Below are 13,853 nucleotides of genomic sequence, written 5' to 3' on the forward strand. Positions count from 1 at the left end.
TGGTCTTTCGCGGTCAAATCCTCGGCATCAGACGTCGAACCTGAGTTTCGGCGGCTGCGATGGCAGCCTCGGAACCTAAAACGGTGCCCTCGACGCGAACAGTTTCAACGTCGGTCAGGCCGAGGTGGTTCGCGAAATCCCCGACCTCGTCGGCGAGAAGTGGACCCTGGACATCATCGCTATCCTCAGGGACCAGCCTGTTCGGTTTAGCGAATTGCGGCGGGAGATTAAGCGATACGAGAATGGCTGCGAGCACTTGGACAAAGATATCCGATAAGGTCATGCTCGCTTCTGTCGTCGGCACCTCCTTGGGCATACGCATTTGAAGGAACCCACGTACCCTTCGCAGACTATTGCCCCCTGGGCGTGCGGCCCATGGTCCGTTTGAACGCTTGCGCAAAAGCGCTTTGGGAGGCATAGCCAACAAGTTCGGCGACTTCTGGAACCCCACGTCCCCGAGCCAGTTCCCGCTGTGCCAGGATCATACGCCACCGCGTCAGGTAGTCGAGGGGTGGCCGGCCCACGCGCCGGGAGAAGCGCAACGTGAGTGCCGAGCGCGACATTCCAACTTCCCGCGCCAGGGCTTCAATGGTCCAACGACGCGCCACATCCTCGTGCATGAGCCTGATTACCTTGGCGAGACGTGGATCGGCCAGCGCCGAGATCCAGCCCAGCTTGTCTTCGGGATGGGTCGCGACATAAGCCCTGATGGCCTCGACAACGAGTATGTCGGCGAGCCTGGCAGCGACAAGGCTGCCGCCGAGCCTCTCGGCGTTTGCTTCATCCTTGAGTGCGGCGAGCGTCGAGGCAATGCTCCGGGCGCTCGGCGATCGAGGCTGTATTTTCAGGAACTTGGGGAGTGCGTCGAGAACGAACGATCCACAGCCGGCTGCGAACCCGCTGCCGCCGCCGATCATAACAGTGTCGCACTGTTTTCCGATCCGCACCGTGTTGTGGCCCGGAAACGCGTAAAGCTCCATGCCATCTGACGCATCAAGGCCAGGATCGCTCGTCACCGTGTAGGATGTATCGCTGAGAAGGATCACGTCTCCCTCGTTCAGCGCTTCAGGAGGCCGATCGGAAAGCACGAGCCAGCATTGGCCCTTGACGACCGCGACAAATTTCAGCCGCTCCCTTCCGTCGAAGCTTAGTGCCCACGCGCCGCCTGCTTCCAGGCTGGTTCCGCGGACACTGCTGGTGCCAAGAGCCGTTAGAACGTCTGAGAAGGTGTCATTCATGAGGTTTGGCCGATCTCGACAAAGAATGAGCCACCCAAGCATGGATGGTCCAGCTTTGCCACGGTATATTGTTAGCAACTTTAAAGGAGCATTCCATGACCATCGAAAATAAGGTCATCGTCATCAGCGGCGCTGGCCGGGGAATAGGGCGCGCGACAGCGCTGCACCTGGCGGCGCGTGGCGCTTGTATCGTTCTCGGCGCTCGCAGCGAGGTCGAGCTTGCCGACGTGGCGAACGCAATCGTTAGGGCAGGTGGCAAGGCCATATTTTGCGTGACCGATGTTACGAAGCGGTCTGACCTCGACATGCTGGTTGGCCGCGCCTGCCAAGCATTCGGTCGCTTGGACGTGATCGTCAACAATGCAGGCATTGGTCCGATTTCTCGTTTTGATGCGCTGCGTGTCGATGACTGGGACGCCATGATCGACGTCAACCTTCGCGGCACGCTCTATGGTATTGCAGCAGCACTTTCGGTTTTCGCGCGGCAGGGTGGAGGCCATGTGATCAACGTCCTGTCGACCGCCGGCCTCAAGATCGTCCCGACGATGGGGGTCTATGCCGCCACCAAGAACGCGCTTCGCACCGCTACCGAAGCCCTTCGTCAGGAAGCAGGTCCAAACCTGAGGGTGACCGAAGTGTCTCCGGGCTTCATCGACACCACCTTCACCGATTCATCGATTGCCGACGAAACCGTGAGGGCTAGGATCAATACGCAGAAAGAGCAGCTGGCAATCTCGCCGGACGCTATCGCACGCGCCATCGCCTTTGCGATCGAACAGCCCGGCGATGTCGAGGTTGGAAGCATCGTTGTTCGTCCGACAGCGCAGGACTGAAGTCGCGTCCGCGCGCCGTCGGATGTTGGTCCTGGTTTTTGCTCGCCACGACGCCGTGCAGCCAGTGAGGGTGTCGCCATTCCCGTGACCACGCGGCTTAAGTCGGCTTCATACCTCTGTTGCCCAAGCCAACCGAGGGTGCGTGTCAGATCTGTGCCATGCCGCCATCGACAGCTAGTTCTGCGCCTGTCGTAAAGCTGCTCTCGTCACTTGCAAGGAAGAGCGTTGCTGCCGCCACCTCTTCAGGCCGACCCATGCGACCAAGCGGGATCATGCTGGACAAGGCATCTCGAACCTCCTTCGAGGCGCTTGCCATCATTGCCGTATCGGTTGGTCCGGGGCTGACAACGTTGACGCGGATTCCTTTCGAAGCGAGCTCATTGGCCCATGTGCGGGTAAACGAACGAACTGCCGCCTTCGTCGCACCATAGACGCCGTATCCCTTCGTGCCGATATCGCCGGCGATCGAGCCTATCAGCACGATCGTTCCACCAGCCTTCATGAGGTCGAGCGCGCCCTGTGCCGCAAAGACGAGAGACCGCACATTCAGGCCAAATGTCCGATCGAAATGATCCTCCGAAATGTCTTCCAACGGCGCATATTCCGACAGGCCTGCATTGATCACGAGGACGTCGATCCGGCCATGTTCTGACCTGATCTGTTCTAGAACAAGCTGAAGATCGGCCTTCTCGCTGGCGTTTGCTTGAATGACCCGGATGCTGCCGGAGCCTCCTGTTTCCAGCAAACTCTCTCCACCTTTGCGGCTAGTTGCATAGACCTGCGCGCCTTCGCGGCCGAAGCGTTGAGAAATCGCTCCACCGATGCCACCGACTCCGCCAATCACGAGGGCGACCTTGTTTGCCAATCTGCTCATGTGAACTCCATCATCGTTGATGAAGCCTAGATATACGCTCTATACCTACCGTCAATTACGCACTAAAGGTAAAGCAGATATCGAGGAGTATACCTATGACTGCACCGGATGAAGGTCCTTTTCTCAAAGTAGACCCCTCCCGCCGGCCCAAAGCTGTGTCTACTGAGGCCTTGCTGGATGTGGAGAAAGCGCGTCCGGTGCTGGAGCAGATCGCCAACAAGTGGTCAGTGCTGATCCTGACGGTCCTGTGCTCCAGGCCATCCAGGTTCAACGAAATCATGCGGCGCCTCGACGGGATTACGCACAAGGCCCTTTCCGAAGCCTTGAAGCGGCTGGAACGCAATGGGCTCATTTACCGCGAAGTTCTGACGACAACGACACCGGTTGGCGTTGAATATACGATTACTCCGCTCGGCCGCTCACTCCAGCAACCGTTCGAGGCGCTTTATGCATGGTCGATGGCCTACGGTCCGGAGCTTGAGGCCGCCCGTCGGCAATACGATCGCGTTCGAGACTAATTCGCTGTCACGGGGCAGAGTTTTATCTCCAGCCTGACACTCTGACGATCTGCATGCCAAAATTCTTGCCTTGTAGGAGCATTCTCAAGACCGCGAACGAAGTCTTCTGCCCACTTGAAGCTGCCATCGCAATCCACGCTGCAAATGGATCGTTGTCGCCCCTGAGGGGCGACAACGGTTGGTCAGATCGCGTTCGCCAGCTTGTTGTCGATATACAGTTGCCGAAGCTTGAGCGTCTGCAGGCCCGGCTTGCCGTCTCCAACCGGTTGCCCATCGATCTTGGTGACCGGTAGAACGAAGTTGGTGGCCGAGGTGATGAAGGCTTCCGCAGCGTTTTTCGCTTCCTCGGGAGTAAATGCACGTTCTTCGACGCCGAGGCCGGCGTTGCGGGCGATGTCGAGAACGCTCAAGCGCGTGATGCCGTGCAAGATCGCGTTCGACAGGCCGCGCGTGATCAGCTTGCCGTCCTTGCTGATGATATGCGCCGTCGCGGCGCTCGCCTCGGTAACGAAACCGTCCTCCACCAGCCAGGCATCATCGGCGCCCATGGATGCTGCCTGCATCTTCGCCATCGAGGGGTAAAGCAGCTGAACCGTCTTGATGTCGCGCCGAGCCCAGCGCTGATCGGGAACCAGGGCGACGGAAATTCCGGTCCTTACCTTCGGATTGTCAAGTACAGACTTTGCTTGCGTGAACAGAACCAACGTCGGCGTCACATTTTCAGGAAAAGCGAAGTCGCGGTCGGCCGCGCCGCGGGAAATCTGTAAATAGATAAGCCCTTCTTGAAGACCGTTCTTCAGGACGATCTCGCGATGAACAGACAGAAGTTCCTCTTCCGTCAGCGGGCAGTCGATGCCGAGCTCGGCCATCGAGCGATGCAGGCGAGCTGAATGCCCGGCATATTCAAGCAGCTTACCATCGACAACGCCAGTAACCTCGTAGATCGCGTCGGCGAACAGGAAGCCGCGGTCGAAGACGGAGATTTTTGCGTCAGCTTCGGCGAGCCAGCTGCCGTTCAAATATACGGTACGGGTCAAGATCATTCCTCGTTCAGATTTCAGGCTTGGAAAAGGGGGCTATGTCGATTCCGGCGGCGATGAGTTTGTCACGCAACGCACGCGCCGTCACCGCAGCGCCCGGCGTGTCGCCGTGAATGCAGACGGTGGCCGCGTCGACGGCAAGGCTTGCGCCGCCGACCGTCGGGATTTTGTTGTTGCAGACCATCGAGAGCACCTGGTCGACGCTCTGCTCGACATTATGAATGACAGCGCCCTCCATCTGTCTAGGCGCCAGCATGCCATTGTCGAGATAGCGGCGATCGGCATAGACCTCGCACGCGACGCTGAGGCCGGCGCTATCCGCGGCGCGCATGGTCTGCGAGTAGGGGAGGGTGATGAAGACGAGGTTCGGATCGACCGCCCGGATGGCGCGCACGCAAACCGCAGCCAGTTCCGCATCCTCGGCCGCCATGTTTCCGAGCGAGCCGTGCGTCTTCACGTGGGTGATCGGCCAGCCGAGTGCTGTTGCCATGCCCTGGATCGCGGCGATCTGATAAACGATCTGTGCCTCGATATCTTCAGGCCGTTCGCCCGAAATTCTGCGTCGGCCGAAGCCATAGAGATCCATGAAGGAGGGATGGGCGCCGACGGCGACCCCATGCTTCTTTGCGCTCAGGATCGTGTCGCGCATGACAACGGGATCGCCGGCATGGAAACCGCAGGCGACGTTGGCCGTGGTGATGATCTCCATCATGGCCGCGTCGTCGCCGATCTTGTAGGCGCCGAAGCTCTCGCCCATGTCGCAGTTCAAATCTACGGATACCATGGTCGAACTCCTTGTTTGCGAGGGTGCTGCCGGTCGTTCTTCAATTGCCGGCGCATGTAGGATAATGCTTGACATACAGTTGGTGTACTGAAATGACAAGTGCATTGTCGATTGAGAATCTCGCTTGTCGAGACGTGTTTGATGGTGATGGTGGAAATATCTCTCGCTCTAAGTTTGCGCTCGGCACTCCCGCCTGAGCGGCATTCTACTGCGCCCAAAGCCCTCGTAAAGGTGAAGTCCCGGATATGGTGATGACCCAGTCGGTAAAGCACAAATATCCGCGCATCATCGCCTGTGGCGACAGCGCGCTCGTCGTCGAATTCTCCGACCAGATCGATGAAGAAACGAATCAGCGGGTGATTGCGCTTGCAGATATGCTGGCGACACAGCCAATCACAGGTATCGTCGAAACCGTTCCGACCTACCGCTCGCTTCTCGTCGCCTATGACCCAACCGTCATCCGCGCGAAGAACCTCTCGACTTCGCTCGAAGCACGGCTCGGCCAGCTGTCGGCGGCTAGCGCTACCGCGCGCCGGATCACCGTGCCCGTTCTCTATGGCCACGAGGTCGGGATCGATCTCGATGAATTGGCGGAAATGAAGCAGATGTCGCGCGAGGAATTGATCGCGTTGCATGTTTCTGCGGATTATCGCGTTTACATGATCGGCTTCGCGCCGGGCTTTTCCTATCTTGGCGGCCTGCCGCAGCCGTTGCACACGCCGCGCCTGGCCGTTCCGCGCCAGCGGATCGAGGCGAGCGCGATCGGCATCGGCGGCAGGCAGGCCAGCATCAATTCCGTTCCCGGCCCGAGCGGCTGGCGGTTCATCGGGCGCACGCCGCTCAAACTGTTCGATCCCTCTCGCGCCGAGCCATTCCTGTTGCGCGCCGGCGATCGCGTGCGGTTCCGCCATGTTGATGTCGATGAGGCCGAAAGCCTCGATGCCGCCATCAGCCGAGGCAAGGCGGTGGAGGAGTGGGAGACGCCATGACCGTGCTCCATATCAAACAGGCCGGCCCGATGCTGACGGTCCAGGATTTCGGCCGCGCCGGGCTTATGCACCTCGGTGTCTCCGGGGCCGGCGCGATGGATCGCGCATCGATGCTGATCGCCAACCGGCTGGTCGGCAACGCTGATGGCGACGCGGCGTTGGAATTCGCGCATGTCGGCGGGGCCTTCGTGGTTGAGAAGCCGGTGCGTTTCGTTGTGACCGGCGGCGCTGTCGACATCACGGTAGATGGTGAGGTCAGACACGGCTGGGAAAGCCACTGGCTGATGCCGGGCGAGGTCCTGAAGATCGGTGCATTGCGACAGGCGGTGTGGGGTTACCTTGCGATCTCGGGCGGCATAGAGACGCCGATGGTTCTGGAGGCGCGCTCGACGCATCTTCGCTCCGGTCTCGGTGGCATCAAGGGTCGGCGGCTTGCGATCGGCGACCATCTGCCGCTCGGCGAGACGAAACCGGCGCCGCTGCTGGCGCTGCGTAAACCGTTCTCCCGCTCCGGTGGGCCGGTGCGGGTCGTTCCGGGGCCGCAGGCGGATCATTTCGACGCGAAGGCCTGGAAGAATTTTCTGCAGCAACCCTTCGGCGTCACGCCAACTCGAGACCGCATGGCGCAGGTTCTCGACGGGCCGGCGATCCATGCCTTTACAGGGCACGATATTGTTTCCGATGGCACAGTGGCAGGCTCGATCCAGGTGCCTTCATCCGGCCGGCCGATCGTGCTGATGGCGGAGCGCCAGACGACGGGCGGCTACCCCAAGATCGCGACGGTTGCCTCGGTCGACCTGCCACGGTTGGCGCAGACCGCGACGGGCAGCACCATTCGCTTCAAATCCATATCCCAGGATGAGGCTGAAGATCTGCTGATTGCGCGCAACGAGGCGCTCGCGGATATCCTTGCATCTCTCGAAGAAAAACCAGAGGCCGCGACAAAGGCGGAGGAACAACAATCATGAGCCAACCGCTTGCCAAGCAGGCCTATGCGAAAATCATCGAGATGATCCTCGCCGGTGGCCTCAAGCCCGGCGACGTCCTGCAGGAGGCGAAGCTCGGCGAGGAGCTTGCCATGTCGCGTACCCCGGTGCGCGAGGCGATCAAGCGCATCGAGGCAGAGGGCCTTGCCATCCAGGAAGGGCGCTTTCTCAAGGTTCGTACGCTGACGCCGGGCGAGGTGAACGAGATCTTCTTTCTGAGAAGCGTCATCGAAGGCTATTGCGCTCGCCATGCGACGGCGGTCGCACCATCAGTTCTCGACAGTCTCGAACGGCGCGTGGCTGCTCTGATGACGGAAGGGCCGGGCGAAGAGGACGAACAGCGCCGGGTCGACGACGATTTCCACCTGACGCTGGCCAGCTCCACGTCCAACCAGATGATGGTGCGGACGATCAGCGACCTCAGGCGCCGGACCTGCATGTTCGACCACAGCCTTGTACCCGCACGCTATCTGAAGGGCTGCGAGGAGCATCTCGAAATCATCGCGGCGCTGCGCGCAAAGGATGGCGAGCAGGCTGGAAAGCTGATGAGCCAGCATGTCCTCAACGCCCGCGACGCGATTGTCGGGCGGCTGGAAACCAACGAGCGGAAAGCAACGCGATGAAGTGCCTGATCGTTCAGCCCATTCACAAGGATGGCCTTGATCTTCTGCAGCAGGCCGGCGTGGAACCCGTGCTGTGCCCATCGCCGGACGCTGAGACCGTATCGACAATGATCATGGGCTGCGACGCCGCCATCACCCGCGATGCGGGCCTCTCGGCTGCGCCCATCCTCGCAAGCGATCGCCTGAAGGTCGTTGTCGTTCACGGCGCGGGCCACGATGCCGTCGACAAGCGCGCGGCGCATCAAAAGGGCGTGCTGGTGTGCAACACACCCGGCGCGAACGCGCAATCGGTTTCGGAACTCGCCTTGGGGCTCACGCTCGCCGCGGCCCGGCTTGTTCCGGCCGCGGATCGTGCGGTGCGCTCCGGCGAGCGCGGCTTTCGCGAAGCCCATACGTTTCATGAATTGTCCGCCAAGACGGCGCTTGTCGTCGGGTGGGGCGCGACCGGCGCCGGCTTGGGGCGGATGCTTTATGCAGCGCTCGGCATGCGGGTTCTCGTCTTTTCGCCGCGAAGCACAGACATCGGCTCGTTCCAGCGGGTGAGCACGCTCGCCGAAGGTCTGGCGCAGGCCGATGTCGTCTCGCTCCACACACCCATGCGCGACGAAACCCGGGGCATGATCGGCGCCAGCGCTTTTTCGGCCATGAAACCGGGTGCCATTCTCGTCAACACTGCGCGTGCCGGTTTGATCGACGAGACGGCACTTTGCGACGCGCTCGCGAACGGCGTCGTTGCCGCTGCCGCACTGGATGTCTATTCGCCGCAAGCGCCGAGCGGTCCGCTGGGCGCCACCGAGCGCGTCATCTTCACCCCGCATCTTGGCGGCACGACGCCCGAGGCGCTGCAGCGCGTCGCTGTTGGTGCTGCCCGCAATGCGCTTTTGGCGCTTTCCGGCGAGAAGCCGGCCACAACCATTGATTTCCTACCGGAGGTAGCCTTATGAGCGCAATCATCAGGGACACGATCGATCGCCTGCTTGATCGCATCAACGCCATTTCCGATCCCGGTCCGGGCTTCACCCGCCCATCCTACAGCCCCCTCGAAAGCCGCGCGTATGATGTGGTAGCCGAGGAGGTCGAGCGGCTGGGCATGGCGGTATCGCGGGATGCGGCCCTCAATCTCTTCGCGCGCCTACCAGGCCGCGATCGCAATGCACCCCCGATCTATATCGGCTCGCACGTCGATACTGTTGCAATGGGCGGCGCTTATGACGGCGCGGCCGGTGTCGCTGGCGCCGTTGCGCTTGCGGCGGCCTTCGTGGACAGCGGGCAGGTGCCGCCGGTCGATCTTGTCGTTACCGTGACGCGCGCAGAGGAAAGCGTGTGGTTCCCCGTCTCCTATGCCGGCTCGCGGGCCGCCCTCGGACGCCTGACCGCGCCTGAGCTGCAGGCGAAACGGGCCGATAACGGCCGCACCCTCAGCGACCATATCCGCGCGGAAGGCGGTGATCCCGATGCCATATTGAGCGGTCCGGGCCTTTCGCCCGCACGCTTCATCGAACTGCATATCGAGCAGGGGCCGGTGCTTGACGACGCGAAGGAAGCCTTCGGCATCGTCGATGGGGTGCGCGGCGGATTGCGCTATCGTGAGGCGCGCATCGGCGGCACCTGGGCGCATTCCGGCGGCGCGGCGCGTGCGGCACGCTCGGACGCGGTCTTCGCGCTCGCCGATCTGATTGTCGCAATGGACAAGCACTGGGGTAACATCCTCGAAGGCGGCGACGATCTCGCCGTGACCTTCGGTCGGGTCGATGCGGCGAGTTCTGAACACGCCTTCGCGAAGGTGCCGGGCCGGGTCGATTTCTGCGTCGATCTGCGCAGCGACGATGTCGCGGTTCTCGAACGCGCCGATGCGCTGCTGCAGGCCGAGGCGGCATCCATCGCCGCGTCGCGCGGCGTGCGCTTCGACTTCGGGCAACAGTCGCGCAGCCAGCCGACGCGGCTGTCGGCTGGTCTCGGCAACATGATTGCCGATGCGGCGAAACGGCTCGGCCACTCCCCGCGCCGGATGCTGTCGGGAGGCGGCCATGATGCGGCGGCTTTCGCGCAGGCGGGCTGGGACTCCGTCATGGTGTTCCTGCGCAACTGGAACGGCAGCCACAATCCCGATGAAGCCATGGACAATGCGGATTTGGCTGCCGCGGTCGAAACCTTGTACGCCGCGATTGCCGGCGAGACGGGCGGTTCACGATGAGTGGAAAGGAAAACCTGACACAACAGGTCTATCGCGATCTGAAGCAGCGCATCCTCGAGGGGCAGTTCTCCTCCGGCGATATGCTGACCGAACGTTCGCTCGCGCAGGACTCGGGCATATCACGCACGCCGCTGCGCGCGGCGATCTCGCGCTTGGAGAAAGAGGACGTAATCTCAAGGCTGCCGAACGGCGCGCTCATGGTGCGCCAAGTGACCGTCGAGCAGTTGCTCGAGATCGTCCAGCTCAGACGCTTGCTTGAAGGAGCCGCGGCCGAGACGGCAGCGACCCGGCCCCTCACGTCCGATCTCATCCGCTCGCGCGAACTCATGCGTGCCTACGCCAGTGGTGGCGACATCGCTTTCGATCACTTCTGGCTCGACGACGATGCATTTCACAACGCCGTTGCCTATGCAGCCGACCTTCCCTTGCTCGCGGCCATGCTGACCGAGATGCGCGGCGTTGCGCGCCGCTGCACCATTACTCGCACCCACGACCGTTTCGACCAGCAGGCGCTTGAACACATCGCGGTCATCGACGCTATCGAAGTCGGGGACAGCGCGGCGGCGCGAATGGCGATGGAGACCCATTTCGACAGCGTGCGTGCCCGCTTCCTCGGCTGGCTAGCGCGGAGTTAGATATTGAACATGCAATCCAAGATACTGAATGAAAGCATCGATACGCTCCGCGCAAGCGAGGCAGCGTTTTCGCGCGACGAGTTCTCGCGGCGCCAGGCACGTGCGGTGTCGGCGCTTGCCGCCAGCGGCCATGAGGCGCTTGTCGTCACGGGGCCGGAGACGATCTACTGGCTGACCGGGCGCCAGACCGCCGGATATTTCGCGTTTCAGGCCTTGATCCTGACGGCATCGGGGGACTTGACGCTGCTTGTTCGGCAGTTGGAGTTCTACGGCACGGTGGCCAACACCTGGCTCTCCGATATCGTCGTCTACCAAGATGGCGAGAGCCCGGTCTCGACGCTTATGGCGCTGTTGCGGGACCGAAAAATCGCGCGGCCGGCGATCGAGCTCGGTGGCTGGTTCCTTCCCCCACGAGTGGCCGAGGAGATCTCCAGGGAGCTCGGGCAAGAGCGTCTTGCCGATGGCTCGGATATCCTGCCGCCGCTGCGCATGGTCAAATCGGCCGATGAGCTCGCCGCCATCCGCGCTGCCGCGGGCTATGCCGAGGCGGGCATGATCGCGGCCATCGACGCCTGCGGGGACGGGGCCAGCGAAAACGACATCGCGGCGGCCATGCTGCAGGCGGCGACACAGGCCGGTTCCGAGGCCATGGCGATGGAGCCGCTCGTCTCATCGGGACCGCGTAGCGGCCTGCCGCACATGACTTGGCGCCGGCGCCTGTTGGAGGCGGGCGATCCGGTGTTCCTCGAACTCGCGGGCAGCCATGCTCGTTATCATTCCGCGCTCATGCGCAGCGTCTGGATCGGCGGCCCGCCCGATGCCGCACAGCGTATGATGGATTGCTCGCTACGCGCCCTCGACGGCGCGCTTGCGGCGATCCAGCCGGGTGCGTCGTGTTCGGCGCCACATGAAGCCGCACAGCGCATCATCGACGAGGCCGGCTACACCGCCGCGTTTCGCAAGCGTATCGGCTACTCGATGGGCGTCGCCTTCGCGCCCGATTGGGGCGAAGGGGGAATCCTCAGCCTGTTTACCGGCGTCTCGCGCCTGATCGAGCCGGGCATGGTGTTCCACCTGCCGGCGACGCTGCGCAGCTACGGCCACTGGACGGTCGGTGCGTCGGAGACGGTGATCGTTACCGAACACGGGGCCGAGCCGCTGTCGAGCCTACCCAGAACCCTCACCATTCGCTGATCAAGACCATTTCGCCATCACAAAGGAGACCACCGTGCGCTCACTCTTCCATCTCGCCTACCATGTCACCGATCTCGACGCGGCAAGACGCTTCTACGGCGACGTCCTCGGCTGCGCCGAAGGCCGCTCGACCGATACCTGGGTCGATTTCGACTTCTTCGGTCACCAGATCTCGCTGCACCTCGGCAAGCCGTTCGAAGTCACGCGTACCGGCAAGGTTGGCGATCATATGGTGATGATGCCTCATCTCGGCGTCGTGCTGCCCCTTGAAGATTGGTTCGCTCTCGCCGAACGCCTGCAAAAGGGCGGTATCGCCTTCGATATTCCGCCGGTCGTCCGCTTCGAGGGTGAGCCGGGCGAGCAGCGGACCATGTTCTTCTTCGACCCGAGCGGCAACCCGATCGAGGTCAAGGGCTTCAAGGATTTCGACAGCGTCTTCGCGCACTAAAAAGAAAAGGACCGGGCGATTATCTCGCCCGGTCCTTTGTTATCGCGGTTACCGCCGCCTGACCTAGAAGACGCTCGGCGACTTCGTCAGCAGCTCGTTGCCATCCTTGCCGATGATGATGATGTCCTCGAAGAAGGCAGCACCAACGCCGTCGAGCGACAAGAACGCCTCGACGCCGAAGACCATGTCCTCTTCCACGACGTCCTCTGGCATCGACATGGTCGTCGAGATGCGCGGCAGCTCGAAGCCGAGACCAATGCCGTGGCCGAAAAAGGGGAAGTTCTTCATGATCGAAGAGATCGAGCCGCCGAACGCGGCCGTCATGCGATCGCCTTCCGCCGCAACATCGAGCAATTTTGTCCCCGGCCTCATCATATCCGACAGGCGATGCACGATATCGCCGGCGGCTTCGATCAGCCGCAGTTGTTCGCTGTTAGCCTTGCCACGCACCGCTGTCCGGCCCGGATCGAGGTAATATCCCTGAAACAGGGGACCATGCAGCGTGCCGGTGACGAGATCGCCGACAGCAGGCACATCGGCGCTGTAGCCTGTCAACGGGAAGCGCTGGTCGAAGCCCAGCGTGTCGCCATGGTTGGTGCCGATCATCTGGATCCGGCCACCGCGGCGCACGACCTCACGCGCCGCCTCGCCGGCCGCTTCGCGCTCCGACATGCCGCTGATCAGGCTTTCCATCAGGATTGTCATTCCCGCCGTCGCCGTCTCTCCCGCGACACGATAACAGTCGAGTTCGCGTTTGCTCTTGATGCGCCGGACCGATCTGACGAGATCGTCGGCCGCGACCCATTCGATCTCGGGCGCGATCGCTTCCAGCTGCCGGTAATATTTCACCGGGATCAGGTTGGTGCCGACGAGCGCGACCGGACCCGTAACTCCGCGTTCGACGAGCGAGCGGGCAACGCTTTCAAATGGATGGTTGCTGCTCAGCACGTCATCGATCGAAACCAGATCGCGACGCACTTCCGGCTCATCGATATGCAGCTGCGGCGCCCGCCCTTCCTGGAGGATGACGCCCGCGAAGGAGCGTGCTGTCCAGATCAGCGAGTCCATGCCGCTGCTGATTGCATAGTGGTTGGAGAGGTAGAGGATGTCGCCGCAATTGTCGGTCGTTCCGCCGCCGCGCCCGAAGACGACAGTCGTGGCGAAGCCGCGCAGTTTCATCTCGTTTTGAACGCGAGCCCAGCGGGCCTCGTATTCGTCCAGCGGAAAATAGCGCTCCATCATGTCACTCCGTATGCACTCATTTGTTAAGGCCTTGATTTTCGGTACACCACGAGTATCCGAACGTCAATCGAGCCTGTTGCCCTTCTGCTGATTAATGCGCCAACCGGTCTAATATGCTTACGCGATAAGCATTTCGTGTCTAAATTATATACAAGAAGGCGATTATAAAGGCTATAATTTATTGAAATTGCTACTTGAACTCCACTGGTATACTGAATAGGGTTGCCAGGACTTGATCGATCGGACCATCCCAGC

At 61.7% G+C, this 13,853-nt stretch carries 16 protein-coding genes; 10 read left to right on the plus strand and 6 right to left on the minus strand.

Annotated elements, in window-relative coordinates; all coding sequences use genetic code 11:
* Positions 1-13: 13 nt before the first annotated feature.
* Together ACIQUB_RS17245 and ACIQUB_RS17250 are read right to left on the minus strand one after the other, a co-directional pair.
* Positions 14-322, minus strand: a complete 309-nt coding sequence (locus ACIQUB_RS17245) for a hypothetical protein (protein ID WP_402930924.1) — start codon at positions 320-322, stop codon at positions 14-16.
* A gap of 28 nt (positions 323-350) precedes the next feature.
* The gene (locus tag ACIQUB_RS17250) at positions 351-1,238 is read right to left on the minus strand and encodes a cupin domain-containing protein (protein ID WP_402930926.1); all 888 of its coding nucleotides are present in this window, start codon (positions 1,236-1,238) and stop codon (positions 351-353) included.
* 95 nt (positions 1,239-1,333) lie between these two features.
* On the opposite strand from ACIQUB_RS17250, the gene ACIQUB_RS17255 reads away from it, so the two are divergent.
* A complete protein-coding gene (locus ACIQUB_RS17255) occupies positions 1,334-2,071 on the plus strand; it encodes an SDR family oxidoreductase (protein WP_402930928.1) in 738 nt (245 codons plus the stop codon).
* A gap of 145 nt (positions 2,072-2,216) precedes the next feature.
* Here the strand turns inward: ACIQUB_RS17255 and ACIQUB_RS17260 are convergent, their stop codons facing one another.
* Positions 2,217-2,945, minus strand: coding sequence for an SDR family NAD(P)-dependent oxidoreductase (locus ACIQUB_RS17260; RefSeq protein ID WP_018901771.1), 729 nt, complete (start codon positions 2,943-2,945; stop codon positions 2,217-2,219).
* 95 nt (positions 2,946-3,040) lie between these two features.
* Between ACIQUB_RS17260 and ACIQUB_RS17265 the strand changes: the two genes are divergently transcribed.
* Positions 3,041-3,463 (plus strand): helix-turn-helix domain-containing protein, encoded by a 423-nt coding sequence (locus ACIQUB_RS17265; protein ID WP_018901770.1) that lies wholly within the window; start codon positions 3,041-3,043, stop codon positions 3,461-3,463.
* Positions 3,464-3,645: 182 nt separating this feature from the next.
* Here ACIQUB_RS17265 and ACIQUB_RS17270 read toward each other — a convergent pair whose 3' ends face one another.
* A complete protein-coding gene (locus ACIQUB_RS17270) occupies positions 3,646-4,506 on the minus strand; it encodes a D-amino-acid transaminase (RefSeq protein ID WP_018901769.1) in 861 nt (286 codons plus the stop codon).
* Between the two features lie 7 nt (positions 4,507-4,513).
* Positions 4,514-5,287 carry a LamB/YcsF family protein gene (locus tag ACIQUB_RS17275; RefSeq protein ID WP_402930931.1) on the minus strand — a complete coding sequence of 258 codons (774 nt, stop codon included), beginning with the start codon at positions 5,285-5,287 and terminating at the stop codon, positions 4,514-4,516.
* A gap of 251 nt (positions 5,288-5,538) precedes the next feature.
* Here ACIQUB_RS17275 and pxpB point away from each other — a divergent pair, with 251 nt between their 5' ends.
* The 8 genes from pxpB to ACIQUB_RS17315 are packed head-to-tail and all read left to right on the plus strand — an operon-like array spanning position 5,539 to position 12,356.
* Positions 5,539-6,276, plus strand: coding sequence for a 5-oxoprolinase subunit PxpB (gene pxpB / locus ACIQUB_RS17280; protein ID WP_037112254.1), 738 nt, complete (start codon positions 5,539-5,541; stop codon positions 6,274-6,276).
* On the plus strand, positions 6,273-7,244 hold the full coding sequence (locus tag ACIQUB_RS17285; protein WP_402930933.1) for a biotin-dependent carboxyltransferase family protein: 972 nt from the start codon (positions 6,273-6,275) through the stop codon (positions 7,242-7,244). Before pxpB ends, ACIQUB_RS17285 begins: the two co-directional genes overlap by 4 nt.
* Positions 7,241-7,885 carry a GntR family transcriptional regulator gene (locus tag ACIQUB_RS17290; RefSeq protein ID WP_018901765.1) on the plus strand — a complete coding sequence of 215 codons (645 nt, stop codon included), beginning with the start codon at positions 7,241-7,243 and terminating at the stop codon, positions 7,883-7,885. The genes ACIQUB_RS17285 and ACIQUB_RS17290 overlap by 4 nt, the downstream gene beginning before the upstream one ends.
* Positions 7,882-8,829, plus strand: coding sequence for an NAD(P)-dependent oxidoreductase (locus ACIQUB_RS17295; RefSeq protein WP_018901764.1), 948 nt, complete (start codon positions 7,882-7,884; stop codon positions 8,827-8,829). Before ACIQUB_RS17290 ends, ACIQUB_RS17295 begins: the two co-directional genes overlap by 4 nt.
* Complete coding sequence (locus tag ACIQUB_RS17300; RefSeq protein WP_402930936.1) at positions 8,826-10,079, plus strand: hydantoinase/carbamoylase family amidase; 1,254 nt, start codon at positions 8,826-8,828, stop codon at positions 10,077-10,079. Before ACIQUB_RS17295 ends, ACIQUB_RS17300 begins: the two co-directional genes overlap by 4 nt.
* A complete protein-coding gene (locus tag ACIQUB_RS17305) occupies positions 10,076-10,714 on the plus strand; it encodes a GntR family transcriptional regulator (protein WP_402930938.1) in 639 nt (212 codons plus the stop codon). The genes ACIQUB_RS17300 and ACIQUB_RS17305 overlap by 4 nt, the downstream gene beginning before the upstream one ends.
* Before the next feature lie 9 nt (positions 10,715-10,723).
* The gene (locus ACIQUB_RS17310) at positions 10,724-11,908 is read left to right on the plus strand and encodes a M24 family metallopeptidase (RefSeq protein ID WP_402930939.1); all 1,185 of its coding nucleotides are present in this window, start codon (positions 10,724-10,726) and stop codon (positions 11,906-11,908) included.
* 34 nt (positions 11,909-11,942) lie between these two features.
* A complete protein-coding gene (locus ACIQUB_RS17315) occupies positions 11,943-12,356 on the plus strand; it encodes a VOC family protein (RefSeq protein WP_018901760.1) in 414 nt (137 codons plus the stop codon).
* A 63-nt stretch (positions 12,357-12,419) separates the two neighbouring features.
* On the opposite strand, the gene ACIQUB_RS17320 is transcribed toward ACIQUB_RS17315, so the two are convergent.
* Complete coding sequence (locus tag ACIQUB_RS17320; RefSeq protein ID WP_402930942.1) at positions 12,420-13,595, minus strand: M24 family metallopeptidase; 1,176 nt, start codon at positions 13,593-13,595, stop codon at positions 12,420-12,422.
* Positions 13,596-13,853: the final 258 nt, after the last annotated feature.

Source organism: Rhizobium sp. NPDC090275 (assembly GCF_044772225.1).
Lineage (GTDB): Bacteria > Pseudomonadota > Alphaproteobacteria > Rhizobiales > Rhizobiaceae > Rhizobium.

Bases quoted from the DNA above. Each gene is read 5' to 3' on its own strand.
- ACIQUB_RS17245 (WP_402930924.1), bottom strand. From the start codon at position 322: ATGCGTATGCCCAAGGAGGTGCCGACGACAGAAGCGAGCATGACCTTA.
- ACIQUB_RS17250 (WP_402930926.1), bottom strand. From the start codon at position 1,238: ATGAATGACACCTTCTCAGACGTTCTAACGGCTCTTGGCACCAGCAGT.
- ACIQUB_RS17255 (WP_402930928.1), top strand. From the start codon at position 1,334: ATGACCATCGAAAATAAGGTCATCGTCATCAGCGGCGCTGGCCGGGGA.
- ACIQUB_RS17260 (WP_018901771.1), bottom strand. From the start codon at position 2,945: ATGAGCAGATTGGCAAACAAGGTCGCCCTCGTGATTGGCGGAGTCGGT.
- ACIQUB_RS17265 (WP_018901770.1), top strand. From the start codon at position 3,041: ATGACTGCACCGGATGAAGGTCCTTTTCTCAAAGTAGACCCCTCCCGC.
- ACIQUB_RS17270 (WP_018901769.1), bottom strand. From the start codon at position 4,506: ATGATCTTGACCCGTACCGTATATTTGAACGGCAGCTGGCTCGCCGAA.
- ACIQUB_RS17275 (WP_402930931.1), bottom strand. From the start codon at position 5,287: ATGGTATCCGTAGATTTGAACTGCGACATGGGCGAGAGCTTCGGCGCC.
- pxpB (WP_037112254.1), top strand. From the start codon at position 5,539: ATGACCCAGTCGGTAAAGCACAAATATCCGCGCATCATCGCCTGTGGC.
- ACIQUB_RS17285 (WP_402930933.1), top strand. From the start codon at position 6,273: ATGACCGTGCTCCATATCAAACAGGCCGGCCCGATGCTGACGGTCCAG.
- ACIQUB_RS17290 (WP_018901765.1), top strand. From the start codon at position 7,241: ATGAGCCAACCGCTTGCCAAGCAGGCCTATGCGAAAATCATCGAGATG.
- ACIQUB_RS17295 (WP_018901764.1), top strand. From the start codon at position 7,882: ATGAAGTGCCTGATCGTTCAGCCCATTCACAAGGATGGCCTTGATCTT.
- ACIQUB_RS17300 (WP_402930936.1), top strand. From the start codon at position 8,826: ATGAGCGCAATCATCAGGGACACGATCGATCGCCTGCTTGATCGCATC.
- ACIQUB_RS17305 (WP_402930938.1), top strand. From the start codon at position 10,076: ATGAGTGGAAAGGAAAACCTGACACAACAGGTCTATCGCGATCTGAAG.
- ACIQUB_RS17310 (WP_402930939.1), top strand. From the start codon at position 10,724: ATGCAATCCAAGATACTGAATGAAAGCATCGATACGCTCCGCGCAAGC.
- ACIQUB_RS17320 (WP_402930942.1), bottom strand. From the start codon at position 13,595: ATGGAGCGCTATTTTCCGCTGGACGAATACGAGGCCCGCTGGGCTCGC.